Below are 13,578 nucleotides of genomic sequence, written 5' to 3' on the forward strand. Positions count from 1 at the left end.
TTTCGTACGGGGAGATGCTCATGGAAATAAAAATTGGTACACAATTACAACTTGAACCTACTTATACTGAGCGTGTGGAGAAATTCCAATGTAAAGTGGTAGAGCAGCAAGACAATATTCTTTATATCGACTATCCAGTTAATACGGCAACGAAGAAAACGGCGTTTTTAATAGATGGCTCAGAATTTAGAGCGACTTTTCGAACCGAAGATAAACATTCCTTTGCTTTTAAAACAGAGGTCATTGGTCGTAAAGCAGGTAATATACCGATGATTATGTTGCATTGTCCAAAGCCGGAGGAATTTATAAAAATTCAACGACGAGAATATGTCCGAGTGGAAACACCAGTGGATGTAGCGGTCCAATTCAAGGATCATAAATATCAACTTGTGTCAGCAGATATTAGCGCAGGAGGCTTGGCAATCATCTTGAAGGGAACAGTAGCTTTCAAAGATGATGATGAGGTAAAATTAACGATCGCATTGCCGTTTACTAATGGAGAAGTCAAATACGTTATTACAGAAGCTACCGTCGTGCGCATTTTTGAAAAAGAGGGTAAACGCATTGCGACAATCCAGCTAACGGATACAGATGACGTCGACCAACAGCATATTGTGCGTTTTTGCTTTGAGCGTCAATTAGTCAATCGTCGTAAGGAATTGAATCCATTTAATGTTTAATGTTCATGATGAATATTTTTATTTAGCCCTCTCCTAGCAGAGGGCTTTTTTTAGGTTATATGGTACAATAAAAAGCGATAGAAAGTAGGGAAGAATATGAAAAAAAACATTCAAATTGCGATAGACGGACCGGCTGGTGCTGGTAAAAGTACAATCGCGAAAATTGTTGCAGAAGCACTTGGATTTACTTATATTGACACAGGTGCAATGTATCGAGCAGTTACGTATAAAGCGATGCAACAAAACATACATTTAAATGATGAAGCAAAATTAGCAGAGATGCTAGCGGCTAGCACAATCGAATTGAAACCATCCCAACAAGGACAGCTAGTCTTTTTAGATGGTCACGATGTGACAACGGAAATACGCTCAAATGAAGTCACTTCATCCGTTTCTCAAGTTGCTGCCCATGCGAAAGTTCGTGAGCTATTGGTTGCGCAACAGCAAAAGCTGGCAGCTAATGGTGGAGTGGTCATGGATGGTCGTGATATTGCGACACATGTATTAAAACATGCAGAGCTCAAGATTTTTATGTCTGCAACAGTAGAAGAACGTGCTAGACGTCGATTGATTGATAATCAAAAAAGAGGAATTGACTCCTCTCTTGAAAAACTTCAAGAAGAAATTGCGCTCCGTGATAAAAAAGATAGTGAGCGTGAAGCATCGCCACTGATTCAAGCGGAAGATGCCCTATTTTTAGATACGACAGCATTATCCATTGATGATGCAGCACAAGCTATTTTAAAATTAGCAGAAGAAAAAATGCTATAAATCCTAAAATTTCAGACATTTTTAGAATTTAAAGGATTTATTTTTGTCTTTGTCTTCAATATCGAATAAAATAGTAAGGGAAGATGCGAAGGAGGGTTACATATGTCTGAAGAAATGAACTATGCAGAACAAACGTTTAACGAAGGTGATATCGTCAAAGGTATTGCAGCGCAAGTTGATGAAAAGGCAGTATCTGTGTCAATTCCAGGTGCACCGTTTGATGGAATTGTACCGATTAGTGAATTATCAAGCTTACACATTGAGAAAGCTTCTGATGTCATCTCTGTAGGGGATGAATTAGAGTTGATGATTACAAAGGTTGAAGAAGAGAACTTTGTCTTATCAAAACGTAAAGTTGATGCTTTAAAAGCATGGGATACACTTGAGCAGCAATTTGCCGCAGAGGAAATTTTCGAAGCGGAAGTAAAGGATATTGTTAAAGGTGGTCTTGTCGTAGATTTAGGTGTACGTGGCTTTGTACCAGCATCCCTTGTAGAAGACTACTTTGTTGATGATTTTGAAGGCTATAAAGGCAAAACATTAAGCTTCAAAATTGTTGAGCTGGATAAGGACAAAAATCGCCTTATCTTATCACACCGTGCAGTAGTAGAAGCGGAAAAAGCTTCTCAAAAGAAAAATGTCATCAATCAAATTAAAGCTGGCGAGGTATTAGATGGTAAAGTACAGCGTTTAGCATCATTTGGCGCATTTATCGACCTTGGCGGTATTGATGGCCTTGTACACATTTCACAAGTGTCACATGAGCATGTGAATGATGTGAGCGAGGTTTTAGCTGAAGGACAAGACGTTAAAGTAAAAGTTCTGTCAGTGGACCCAGAAAATGAACGTATTTCATTATCCATCAAAGAAACGATGCCAGGACCTTGGTCAAGTATCGAAGAGCGTGCAGCGAAAGGCACTATTTTAGATGGTCGAGTGAAGCGTCTTACTTCATTTGGTGCATTTGTGGAAGTATTCCCAGGTGTGGAAGGCTTAGTGCATATTTCACAAATCGCACATAAGCATATTAACACGCCACATGAAGCGTTAAAAGAGGGACAAGAAGTACAAGTAAAAGTGCTTGATGTCAATGCTGAAGAAGGCCGCTTAGCGCTAAGCATTAAAGAATTACTAGAAAATCCCGAAGCAGAAGAAGTGATCGACTATGAATTACCTGAAGAAAACACAGGTTTCTCATTTGGCGATGTGATTGGCGATCAACTAAAAAACTTTAAATAATAATGTATGGAGCGAGGATGCATAAAAGTATCCTCGCTTTTTTATGTTGACGATGCGGATAGAATTCTCAAATCGAAGACTAGCATATAAAGTGGTGGATAAAAACTTCAGATAGAAGGATAGAACTTATAAAGAGGTGGATAGAATCTTTAAATGGAAGGATAGAACTGAAAAAGCGTTGGATAGAACTTTCAGATCGAGGGATAGAATTGAAAAAGCAGTGGATAGAATCCTCAAATCGAAGGCTAACTCATAAAGTGGCGGATAAAAACTTCAAATGGAAGGATAGAACAGAAAAAGTGTTGGATAGAATCTTTAAATGGAAGGATAGAACAGAAAAAGCGGTGGATAGAACCCTCGAATCAAAGGCTAGCACATAAAGTGGTGGATAAAAACTTCAGATAGAAGGATAGAACTTATAAAGAGGTGGATAGAATCTTTAAATGGAAGGATAGAACAGAAAAAGCGATGGATAGAACCCTCGAATCGAGGGCTAGCACATAAAGCGATGGATAGAATCCTTAAATCGAAGGATAGAACAGAAAAAGCGATGGATAGAACCCTCGAATCAAAGGCTAATGCTTAAAGCGTAGGATAGAATCTTCAAATCGCAGGATAAAACTCAAAAATCCGAGGATAGAATCAAATAAAATTAATCAAACGTCTCGTTATTGCCATACATAGCGTTCTACATTATGGATATGATATGATATAATGGCATTTTTCGTGTATAATAGCGAAAGACAAGAAGTTGGAAGGATGAAGTACAGATGACGAAACCAGTAGTAGCCATCGTAGGTCGTCCGAACGTAGGTAAGTCGACGATTTTTAATCGTATCGTTGGAGAGCGTGTTTCGATTGTGGAGGATATCCCAGGCGTAACGCGTGATCGTATTTATAGTTCGGCAGAGTGGTTAACACACGATTTTAATATTATTGATACAGGTGGGATTGAAATTGGAGACGAGCCGTTTTTAGAGCAAATTCGTCAACAAGCTGAAATCGCCATTGATGAAGCGGACGTTATTATTTTTATGACTAATGGTCGTGAAGGGGTAACGGCAGCAGATGAGCAAGTTGCTAAAATTTTATACAAAACAAAAAAACCAGTCGTATTAGCAGTCAATAAAATTGATAATCCTGATATGCGTGAAATGATTTATGATTTTTATGCACTTGGCTTCGGAGAGCCTTGGCCGATTTCTGGTTCGCATGGCTTAGGTTTAGGGGATTTATTAGACGAGTGTGCAAAGCATTTCCCGAAAGAAGATGAAGAACAATATGGAGATGATGTGATTAAATTCTCTTTAATCGGTCGTCCGAATGTTGGGAAATCTTCATTAGTAAATGCTTTCTTAGGGCAAGAACGCGTTATTGTTAGTAATATTGCAGGGACAACACGTGATGCTATTGATACGCCATATGAGTATGACGATCAGGAATATGTCATTATTGATACAGCCGGCATGCGTAAAAAAGGGAAAATCTATGAAACCACTGAGAAATACTCGGTTTTACGTGCGCTACGTGCCATTGAACGCTCAGACGTTGTTTTAGTGGTAATGAATGCAGAAGAGGGTATTCAGGAGCAGGATAAAAAAATTGCTGGCTATGCACATGAAGCTGGAAAAGCTGTTGTGATCGTAGTGAATAAATGGGATGCCATTGAAAAAGACGAAAAAACGATGAATGTCTTTACACAGCAAATTCGTGAGCATTTCCTATTTTTAGATTATGCCCCGATTATTTTTGTATCGGCTAATACAAAACAGCGTGTGCATCAAATTTTACCGATTATTCAACGTGTAAGTGAAAATCATGCGATGCGTATTCAGTCTTCTATCTTAAATGAAGTGATTGAGGATTCCGTGGCACGTAATCCTGCGCCGACGGATAAAGGTCGTCGTTTACGTATTTACTATGCTACTCAGGTTGCGATTAAGCCACCGACATTTGTTGTGTTCGTGAATGAGCCTGAGCTGATGCATTTCTCATACGAACGTTTCTTAGAAAATCGAATTCGTGAAACATTTGACTTTGAAGGAACGCCAATTCGTTTAATTACACGTGCTCGTGCTTAAGGTACTAGCTATACACATACAATACGCCAACCCGACATATTTGTTGGGTGGCGTCTTTTTACAAGAACAGAAATTATTATAGACAACCCAACAAAGGGAGGATTTTTTATGGAAAAAGTTTGTGTGTTAGGGGCAGGCTCATGGGGTACTGCACTGGCGATGGTACTAGCGGAAAATGGACATGATACGCTTGTATGGACACATAGAGCTAATCAGGCAGAAGAAATCAACCATCTGCATACGAATAAAAAATATTTACCAGAGACCGTTCTGCCTGCAAATTTACATGCGACGAGTGATATAGCAATGGCAGCTACGCATGCAGAGACTATTGTTGTGGCTGTTCCTACGAAAGCTATTCGAGAAGTTTGTGAGAAATTAACGGCTAAACTAGCTAGAAAAGTGTTATTTGTCCATGTTTCTAAAGGGATTGAGCCAGATTCATTAAAACGAATTTCTGAAATTTTAGCGGAAAGTTTGCCAGCTGAAAATGTGGAAGAAATTGTCGTTCTTTCCGGACCAAGTCATGCCGAGGAAGTTGTGCTGCACCACCCGACAACGGTTACTGCTGCTTGTGCTAACATAGACGCTGCTGAAAAAGTTCAGGATTTATTTATGAATCAATTTTTCCGTGTTTACACAAACGATGATGTGATCGGTGTAGAAATTGGTGGGGCACTGAAAAATGTCATTGCATTAGCTGCAGGTATTACAGATGGCTTGAATTATGGTGATAACGCGAAAGCAGCACTTATTACACGAGGACTTGCGGAGATTACACGTTTAGGTGTAAAAATGGGCGGTAATCCATTTACCTTCTCAGGGCTTACAGGCATGGGAGATTTAATTGTAACCTGTACAAGCGTTCACTCCCGAAACTGGCGAGCTGGGAATATGCTAGGGCAAGGGATGAAGCTACAAGAAGTGTTAGATCAAATGGGCATGGTTGTAGAAGGTGTACGTACCACAAAGGCAGCCTATCAATTAGCAGAAAAGTATGGTGTGGCTATGCCGATTTCCACAGAGCTTTATAGTGTTCTATTTAATGATGTTGAACCGAAAGTGGCGGTTGACGCATTAATGATGCGTATGAAAAAACGAGAAATAGATGATATGAAGCATTAATATTAATTTTTTGATTAAATCTGTCATAAAACGGACATAAATAAGGTGTCTCAACGAATCTGTTGAGACGCCTTATTGTGTGCTATTAGTTGAATAGTGCAAGCACTGTAAAAGAGTTGTCCATTTCTTGATAGTTATGGGACAACTATTTCTTTTTAGCGAAGGCACATAGTATAATATACTTTGATTGTTTCTTGACATTGAACGAAAGGTGGTTATTTGAAATGGGCCCGTTAGCTCATATGCCTGCACTGGATGTAATGTGGGTGTCGTTTTATTGTATAGGCTTTATGATAATATCAGTCGGCTTAATTTATTTAGCTCGGAATAAGATTTCAAATGTATTTTTACGAACAATCGTAAATTTATGTGCATACATACTGTTTGGACTTGGCACATTTTTAATGGTACTAATAGTTGCCACATGGCCAGCATAAAAAATTAATGAGGTGTTCAGTAACATGAAAAAACTAAGTGCTTTTCTGTTGGTATTTGCAACTGCCATACTGTTAGTAGGGTGTGCGTACCCAGAAGACGAAAAAAGGGCAAAGGTCACGCCTGATGTCGACCAGTTAGCTGCAGTTCAACGTGCCGTGAATGAATACCGCGAAGCAACTGGTGGGCTAGTACCAATTAAAAATAGTGAACTTGATACAGACATTTATATCAAATACTTAATCGACTTTGAAAAGCTTATGCCGAAGTATTTGACGACAATTCCTGGTAATGCCTATGAAAAAGGCGGTATATATCAATATATTATTTGGGATCCTGAAGATCAAGCGACGGTCAAATTAGTAGATTTAAATGCGGCTGAGCGTATACGTGAAATAGGTATTCGTAAACTATCTACACAGTATTTGCCAATCAAAGGTTCAATGTCCGATAATGTTTATCAAATTAATTATAAAGATTTGGGCTATAAAACAGATGTGACAGTGAAAAGTCCTTATTCTGGCGTCGAATTACCGCTCTTTATGACAGGTGACGGTGAATTGCATGTGGATTATTCTGTGGATTTAGGACAACTTTTAAAAGAAGACAAGCCTGATGTCAAACCTGGTGATGATATTCGTCAGTTACTTGTCGACAAATATCCTGTAGTGCCTGCTTATTCTGTTCCCTATACAGTGGATGATAATGGTGAGCCAATTTATGATATGGAAACGTATAGTGTAGATGTCCAAAAGGCGAAAGAACGACAAAAACAAGAGGCAGAAGCCGCTGAGAAAAAAGAAGAATAAGAAACAAAGCTCCTTACATTTGTGAGGGGCTTTTTCATATTTGTCTACAAGCTTGCATATAGTGAAAAAGCGTAGATAAAGGAGGCAGAAACCTTGAGTGAAGCAGTATTTAGAGAAATTGCAGAGCGCACAAATGGCGATGTTTATATTGGTGTTGTCGGTCCAGTACGTGTAGGTAAATCAACATTTGTAAAAAAGGTAATGGAATCAGTCGTGTTACCAAATATTGTGGATGAAACAGAAAGAATGCGAGCACAAGATGAGTTGCCACAAAGTTCTCCGGGGCCTGTCATTATGACTGCTGAGCCGAAGTTTGTGCCTGCTCAAGCAACCCGTATTGTGGTCGGCGAAGATGAGATGCCATTCCAAATTCGTTTAGCAGATTGTGTTGGTTATATTATTGATGGGACAAAGGGCTATGAAGATGAAAACGGTCCTAAATATGTTCATACGCCTTGGCATACAGAGCCAATTCCATTTCAGGAAGCCGCTAAAATTGGCACAGATAAGGTGATTCGTGACCATGCGAATATCGGTATTGTTGTTACGACTGATGGTACCGTTAACGGAATCAGTCGCCGTGCCGCAGAGAAGGCAGAAGAGGAAATTGTTGAACAGTTAAAAGAAATCGGCAAGCCTTTTGTCATCCTTCTGAATTGCCAAATGCCAGCGAGAGAGGAAACGGTTCAGCTTCGCAATGAATTGTTTGAACGTTACAATGTGCCTGTTATTGCCATGGCGATTGACCAAATGAGGGAAACGGATATTCAATATATTTTACAAGAGGCGTTATTTGAGTTTCCTATCCGTACAATTGAGGTGGAAAAACCAGATTGGCTGGACGTTTTAGATGCTACACACCCATTAAATGTTGCCTTGATTGATTCCATGGAGGAAGTACTCTCTTCTGTAATGAAAATTCGGGATGTGCAACAGGCGTCAGATGCCTTTAAAGCCATTGATTTTATCGATCAAAGTGAAGTCGTTCATGTAGATGCTGGTGTGGGAACGGCGGTAATTCGTGTATCCCTACAGGGCGAATTGTACAAATCGGTTTGTAATGAATGGCTAGAAGAGCCGATTGAAACGAAAAAGGATTGGCTGCTCTTTATTAAAGAGGCGGCAGAGGCAAAAGAAGCCCAAAAACGCTTCAAAAGTGCGATTCATGATGCTGATACGTCAGGTTATGGTGTGACATTGCCGATGATGCAAGAATTTGAGCCAACAGCACCAGAGCTCATTAAGCAAAATAATTTCTTTGGTGTACGAATGAAAGCAAAGGCGCCATCTTACCATATTATCCGTGTAGATATGGAATCTGAGTTTGCACCGTTAATCGGTTCGGAATTCCATAGTCAGCAACTGCTAAAAGATTTAAATCATGCTTATTTACATGATCGTGATGCATTATGGAATACACAGCTTTTTGGAACGCCACTACACGAAGTATTAAAAGAAGGAATACGCTATAAAATGGATGCAGTTCCATCTACTGCTAAAAAACGTATGCGTCAAACGATTGAACGTATGGTCAACGAAGGTGATCGAGGTTTAGTGACATTTATTTTATAGTGATAAAAATCAAAAAAAAGTACGAAAAATAGGTGAAGGGCTTTTCGTTTTTATGCGAAAAGTCCTTTTATTTTTGTTTTTTGGGTGAAAAACTGATTTTTTGGTTATAATCATGTATGAATACAGTTGCGTAGCGGTTTTCTATGTGTTACTCTTTTTACAGAATTGGTTCATGACCCTTTGAGAGGAGGTGAATGGTGTGAATAAAACAGAATTAGTAAACTCTGTTGCTGAAGCTGCAGGTCTTTCTAAAAAAGACGCTTCTAAAGCAGTTGAAGCTGTATTTGATACAATTCAAGATGCTCTTGCAAAGGGTGACAAAGTACAATTAATTGGTTTTGGTAACTTTGAAGTACGTGAACGTGCGGCTCGTAAAGGTCGTAACCCACAAACTGGTAAAGAAATCGAAATCGCTGCTAGCAAGGTGCCTGCTTTCAAACCAGGTAAAGCGCTTAAAGACGCGGTAAAATAATACACGTCTAGTAGTTACATAGAGCAGTCTTCATGTTAACGAACATGAAGGCTGCTCTTTTTAACGTTAAAATTCATTTTACATAACATTAATACGGGAATTTGCTGAGCTAGAAATGAATTTCTAATGAATCAGGTAAGTCATTTTGCGCTTCCCTTTTGGATGTGCTACGATGCATAGGGAAATGTGTAATGTTTTGATACGCAGGAGGGTTTTTCGGATGTCGAATATTGATTTATTAAAAATAGAAGAAGCAGTAAAAATGATTTTAGAGGCGGTAGGTGAAGACGTAAATCGCGAAGGTTTATTGGATACACCAAAACGTGTAGCAAAAATGTATGCTGAGATGTTTAGCGGCTTGCATGAGGATGCAAAAGATTATTTTAAAACGGTGTTTCATGAGGATCATGAAGAATTAGTGCTTGTCAAAGATATTCCTTTTTATTCGATGTGTGAGCATCATCTAGTACCTTTCTATGGCAAAGCACATGTCGCATACATACCAAATGACGGCGTTGTAGCTGGCCTTAGTAAACTTGGACGAGCAGTGGAAACGATTGCCCGCAGACCGCAATTGCAAGAGCGTATTACCTCTTCAGTAGCGGAAACAATTATGGAGATGCTTGCACCAAAAGGCGTTTATGTGGTCATTGAGGCTGAGCATATGTGCATGACAATGCGAGGATTAAAAAAACCGGGTTCCAAAACGGTAACATCTGTTGCTCGTGGTATTTACGAAGAAGATGAAGTGAAACGAAGAGAAGTACTGTCATTTATTCAAATGTCTTAAATTGCATGTCTAATTATGTTATGATGTACTAAGAATTTGTCGGATTTAAGGAGTGTACAAAGATGTCACAAGATTATATTGTTATTCAAGCAGAAGAAGATGGTGTCCATGTCATTGGTTTAACTCGTGGAACAGATACTAAATTCCATCATTCAGAAAAGCTAGATGCCGGCGAAGTAATGATTGCTCAATTTACAGAACACACATCTGCCATGAAAATACGTGGTAAAGCACAAATTCATACAGCACATGGTGTGATCAATAGCGAAGCAAAAAAATAATAAAGAGTTCTTTCGATAGGTTTTGCCCTGTTTTAAGTATGACAGGCACATAGAAAAACAATCATTGTGAAAAACTGAGTAAGAGGTTTCTGGGCAGTTAGTATTCCCGCATCAAATAATGGGAATGCTTTACTGCCTGTCCTATGAAGAAAGCAAATTTTTTTTATTCCACATCGTTGCATATGCTATAATGACTCAGTAAGCAAGCGTCAAGTCTTAGATAGGACTAGCGTATCTGAAAGTGAAATGGAGTAAGGTCTATGAATGCAACATACATTCAAAATTCAATTGCACAGTTAAAAACAGAGATTTTCATGGATGTTCGTCATAGAACTTTGCAAAAATACACAGGAGTTCCTGTGATAGATGAAAATCAATTGTTTTATTTGTTAATCCCTTTTTTGAATGGTGAAGAGTGGCAACAGGAGCAACAAGAGGCTGCAATTACTGTTGGCATTGTATACGCAGCATTAGCGGCTCACGATCATATAAAAGAAATAGATGCAACATCAAAAGAACAGCAGCTTACCGTTTTAGCTGGAGATTTTTATAGTGGTCGTTATTATGAAATATTAGCGATGTCAGGAAATGTCGCATTGATCCGAAATTTGTCACAAGGTATAGTGGCTCGTTGTGAACACCAGATTAAAGTGTATGAAGCAGAGCAACGAACAATCGAGCAATGGTATGCGTCGTTGTGTAATATTGAAGCGGGATTAATTGCTCAATTTTTCGGTCTTTATTCTTTCAGTGACTATATACCGCTTATAGAAAAAAGCTTATTAATCTTGCGTTTAGAAAGAGAATGGGCGGCTTATCAGCGTGGGCAAATGTCTTTAATGGGTAAGGCACTTGAAGCAAGTGTCAGACAAAATGGCGCAACCTTTAATAGCGTCATCCAGGAAAAAATTGTGCATTTAAAAACAGAGCTATCACAGATCATCAATCATTCAACTTTTTTACAAAGTGATATCAAACAAGCTTTACATGCACACGTAGAGGCATCCATTGCTTCTACTAACGGATAAGAGAGGTTTTTCAAAATGGCTAAAACGAAAGAAGAACACGTTCACGAAGTATTTGAGAGTATTTCGGACAACTACGACAAAATGAATGGTGTAATTAGTTTCCAGATGCATGTTGGCTGGCGTAACGATACGATGAAGCATATGGCTGTAAAACCTGGAACAAAAGCGCTGGATGTATGCTGTGGCACGGCAGACTGGACAATCGCTTTGGCAGAAGCAGTAGGTGAAAGTGGAGAAGTTAAAGGTCTCGACTTTAGTCAAAACATGCTGAAAGTTGGCGAACAAAAGGTGCAGTCATACCCGCAAATAGAACTAATTCATGGAAACGCGATGGAGTTACCTTTTCCAGATGATACGTTTGATTATGTGACGATTGGCTTTGGTCTTCGCAATGTACCTGATTATTTACAAGTCTTGAAGGAAATGCATCGTGTCGTAAAACCAGGTGGTATGGTGGTATGTTTAGAAACATCTCAATCTGAAATTCCTGGTTATCGTCAACTGTTCCGTTTTTATTTTAAATATATAATGCCGATATTTGGTAAAATATTTGCGAAAAGCTATAAGGAATATTCTTGGCTTCAGGAATCTGCGAATGATTTCCCAGGTATGAAGAAGTTAGCGGCATTGTTTGAGCAGGCAGGATTAGAAAAAGTAACGTACAAAGCATACAGTGGCGGGGCTGCGGCAATGCATATGGGCTTTAAAAAGGTACGTTAATGGGGGAAGGTTTTCACACGTGGAAAAGATGAAGTTAAAACTACTCTATTCCGATTTGAAATCAGATATCGATATCATTGAACGAGAGTTAGAAAAAGCGGTGGACTCGTCTTCATATTTGATCAACGATGCTTCTCTCCATTTATTACAAGCTGGTGGCAAACGGATACGACCAATTTTTGTGTTACTAGGTGCAAAATTTGGCGATTATGACATTGAGAAGATGAAGGATGTAGCAGTGCCTTTAGAACTCATTCATATGGCATCACTTGTGCATGATGATGTCATTGATGATTCCAATATGCGAAGAGGACGCCCGACTGTCAAATCACAATGGAATAACAGAGTAGCAATGTACACGGGCGATTTTATTTTTGCACGTGCACTAGAATATATTACAAAGCTGGAAGACCCGCTTGTTCATCAAATTTTAGCCCGTACCATGGTAGAGATTTGTAACGGTGAAGTCATTCAAATTGAAGATAAATTTAGATTAGATCAAGGCTTAAAAGATTATTTTAGAAGAATCAAACGCAAAACAGCATTACTTATTTCCTCAAGCTGTGAGCTAGGGGCTGTAGCGGCAGGTGTTGATGCTAAAACAGTGCGACATTTAAAACGCTTCGGCTACTTTGTAGGCATGAGCTTCCAAATTATCGATGATGTGTTAGATATCATGGCAACAGATAAGGAGCTAGGGAAGCCTGCAGGTAGTGATTTATTGCAGGGCAATATTACATTACCGATTCTATTGCTGAAAGATGAGCCAGAGATGCAGCCATACTTAGTCAAAGTATTTGCAGGCACATTAACAGAACCGGAACGTCAAAATATGTTGCAATATGTGCGTAAATCTCATGCAATTGAGCAAGCTAATCGTATGAGTGATAAATATTTGAAAAAGGCCTTACAGGAAATTGATGCTTTACCAAAACATCCCGTAAAGAAAAAACTGCGTGATGTAGCATTGTTCATGGGTAAGCGCAAATTCTAGCTTTTTGTTGTATAAAGGCTCATTTTTTGTTAATATTTATCGGTAGGTGTAAAACCTGTTAGACGAATTTAAGGAGTGTTTTAAACATGGCAATTGAACAAACTTTTTTAATGGTTAAGCCTGACGGCGTTGAACGTCAAGTAATTGGAGACATCGTTGACCGTTTCGAACGTCGCGGTTTTGTAATGAAAGGTGCTAAATTAATGGTAATTCCTAAAGAATTAGCAGAAAAGCACTATGCTGAGCATGCTGAGCGTCCATTCTTTGGTGAATTAGTTGATTTCATCACTTCTGGTCCTGTATTCGCTATGGTATGGGAAGGCGAGAACGTAATCAAGCTTGCTCGTACAATGATGGGTGCAACTAAACCTGAAGAATCTAACCCAGGTACAATCCGTGGTGACTACGCAACAACTGTTTCTCACAACATCATCCACGGTTCAGACTCTCTTGCTTCTGCAGAGCGCGAAATCGCTTTATTCTTCGGTGAAGATTTAGTTTAATTTGCGAATAGAATAGATTAGGCAGTCTCAATTTACTTGGGATTGCTTTTTTTATTGCCTAAAAAGTAAGGATAGATA

Annotated in this window: 15 protein-coding genes; all 15 read left to right on the forward strand. The window is 39.0% G+C overall.

Translation table 11 applies throughout. From position 1 onward, the window contains the following. The first annotated feature begins 20 nt into the window (after positions 1–20). The 15 genes from NST76_RS07210 to ndk all read left to right on the forward strand — a co-directional run bounded on the left by NST76_RS07210 (position 21) and on the right by ndk (position 13,500). Positions 21–680, forward strand: coding sequence for a flagellar brake domain-containing protein (locus tag NST76_RS07210; protein ID WP_058844239.1), 660 nt, complete (start codon positions 21–23; stop codon positions 678–680). Between the two features lie 96 nt (positions 681–776). Then, on the forward strand, positions 777–1,451 hold the full coding sequence (cmk, locus tag NST76_RS07215; RefSeq protein WP_342544870.1) for a (d)CMP kinase: 675 nt from the start codon (positions 777–779) through the stop codon (positions 1,449–1,451). A 102-nt stretch (positions 1,452–1,553) separates the two neighbouring features. Further along, a complete protein-coding gene (rpsA, locus tag NST76_RS07220; RefSeq protein ID WP_058844241.1) occupies positions 1,554–2,690 on the forward strand; it encodes a 30S ribosomal protein S1 in 1,137 nt (378 codons plus the stop codon). 770 nt (positions 2,691–3,460) lie between these two features. Further along, positions 3,461–4,771, forward strand: a complete 1,311-nt coding sequence (der, locus tag NST76_RS07225) for a ribosome biogenesis GTPase Der (RefSeq protein WP_036126778.1) — start codon at positions 3,461–3,463, stop codon at positions 4,769–4,771. Between the two features lie 108 nt (positions 4,772–4,879). Then, complete coding sequence (locus NST76_RS07230) at positions 4,880–5,896, forward strand: NAD(P)H-dependent glycerol-3-phosphate dehydrogenase (protein ID WP_058844243.1); 1,017 nt, start codon at positions 4,880–4,882, stop codon at positions 5,894–5,896. Positions 5,897–6,120: 224 nt separating this feature from the next. Continuing rightward, a complete protein-coding gene (locus NST76_RS07235) occupies positions 6,121–6,333 on the forward strand; it encodes a DUF2768 domain-containing protein (protein WP_008180416.1) in 213 nt (70 codons plus the stop codon). Positions 6,334–6,357: 24 nt separating this feature from the next. Continuing rightward, positions 6,358–7,140, forward strand: coding sequence for a hypothetical protein (locus NST76_RS07240; RefSeq protein WP_058844244.1), 783 nt, complete (start codon positions 6,358–6,360; stop codon positions 7,138–7,140). 93 nt (positions 7,141–7,233) lie between these two features. Further along, positions 7,234–8,712 (forward strand): stage IV sporulation protein A, encoded by a 1,479-nt coding sequence (gene spoIVA / locus NST76_RS07245; protein ID WP_036126772.1) that lies wholly within the window; start codon positions 7,234–7,236, stop codon positions 8,710–8,712. Positions 8,713–8,911: 199 nt separating this feature from the next. Further along, a complete protein-coding gene (locus NST76_RS07250) occupies positions 8,912–9,184 on the forward strand; it encodes an HU family DNA-binding protein (protein WP_004232618.1) in 273 nt (90 codons plus the stop codon). A gap of 220 nt (positions 9,185–9,404) precedes the next feature. After that, entirely contained in the window at positions 9,405–9,974 is a 570-nt protein-coding gene (gene folE, locus NST76_RS07255; RefSeq protein ID WP_036126769.1) for a GTP cyclohydrolase I FolE, read from the forward strand. A 62-nt stretch (positions 9,975–10,036) separates the two neighbouring features. Further along, the gene (gene mtrB / locus NST76_RS07260; protein ID WP_004232621.1) at positions 10,037–10,255 is read left to right on the forward strand and encodes a trp RNA-binding attenuation protein MtrB; all 219 of its coding nucleotides are present in this window, start codon (positions 10,037–10,039) and stop codon (positions 10,253–10,255) included. A gap of 260 nt (positions 10,256–10,515) precedes the next feature. Further along, positions 10,516–11,283, forward strand: a complete 768-nt coding sequence (locus NST76_RS07265; RefSeq protein ID WP_036126766.1) for a heptaprenyl diphosphate synthase component 1 — start codon at positions 10,516–10,518, stop codon at positions 11,281–11,283. Between the two features lie 15 nt (positions 11,284–11,298). Continuing rightward, positions 11,299–12,003, forward strand: coding sequence for a demethylmenaquinone methyltransferase (locus NST76_RS07270; RefSeq protein WP_036126763.1), 705 nt, complete (start codon positions 11,299–11,301; stop codon positions 12,001–12,003). 19 nt (positions 12,004–12,022) lie between these two features. Beyond that, positions 12,023–12,997, forward strand: coding sequence for a heptaprenyl diphosphate synthase component II (hepT, locus tag NST76_RS07275; RefSeq protein WP_036126761.1), 975 nt, complete (start codon positions 12,023–12,025; stop codon positions 12,995–12,997). Between the two features lie 86 nt (positions 12,998–13,083). Further along, positions 13,084–13,500 carry a nucleoside-diphosphate kinase gene (gene ndk / locus NST76_RS07280; protein ID WP_141904065.1) on the forward strand — a complete coding sequence of 139 codons (417 nt, stop codon included), beginning with the start codon at positions 13,084–13,086 and terminating at the stop codon, positions 13,498–13,500. Positions 13,501–13,578 lie beyond the last annotated feature (78 nt).

This window comes from Lysinibacillus sp. FSL W7-1291 (assembly GCF_038593415.1).
Taxonomy (GTDB): Bacteria; Bacillota; Bacilli; order Bacillales_A; family Planococcaceae; genus Lysinibacillus; species Lysinibacillus fusiformis_D.

Bases quoted from the DNA above. Each gene is read 5' to 3' on its own strand.
- mtrB (WP_004232621.1), top strand. From the start codon at position 10,037: ATGTCACAAGATTATATTGTTATTCAAGCAGAAGAAGATGGTGTCCAT.
- NST76_RS07265 (WP_036126766.1), top strand. From the start codon at position 10,516: ATGAATGCAACATACATTCAAAATTCAATTGCACAGTTAAAAACAGAG.
- cmk (WP_342544870.1), top strand. From the start codon at position 777: ATGAAAAAAAACATTCAAATTGCGATAGACGGACCGGCTGGTGCTGGT.
- folE (WP_036126769.1), top strand. From the start codon at position 9,405: ATGTCGAATATTGATTTATTAAAAATAGAAGAAGCAGTAAAAATGATT.
- NST76_RS07240 (WP_058844244.1), top strand. From the start codon at position 6,358: ATGAAAAAACTAAGTGCTTTTCTGTTGGTATTTGCAACTGCCATACTG.
- NST76_RS07210 (WP_058844239.1), top strand. From the start codon at position 21: ATGGAAATAAAAATTGGTACACAATTACAACTTGAACCTACTTATACT.
- der (WP_036126778.1), top strand. From the start codon at position 3,461: ATGACGAAACCAGTAGTAGCCATCGTAGGTCGTCCGAACGTAGGTAAG.
- ndk (WP_141904065.1), top strand. From the start codon at position 13,084: ATGGCAATTGAACAAACTTTTTTAATGGTTAAGCCTGACGGCGTTGAA.
- rpsA (WP_058844241.1), top strand. From the start codon at position 1,554: ATGTCTGAAGAAATGAACTATGCAGAACAAACGTTTAACGAAGGTGAT.
- NST76_RS07230 (WP_058844243.1), top strand. From the start codon at position 4,880: ATGGAAAAAGTTTGTGTGTTAGGGGCAGGCTCATGGGGTACTGCACTG.
- NST76_RS07270 (WP_036126763.1), top strand. From the start codon at position 11,299: ATGGCTAAAACGAAAGAAGAACACGTTCACGAAGTATTTGAGAGTATT.
- NST76_RS07235 (WP_008180416.1), top strand. From the start codon at position 6,121: ATGGGCCCGTTAGCTCATATGCCTGCACTGGATGTAATGTGGGTGTCG.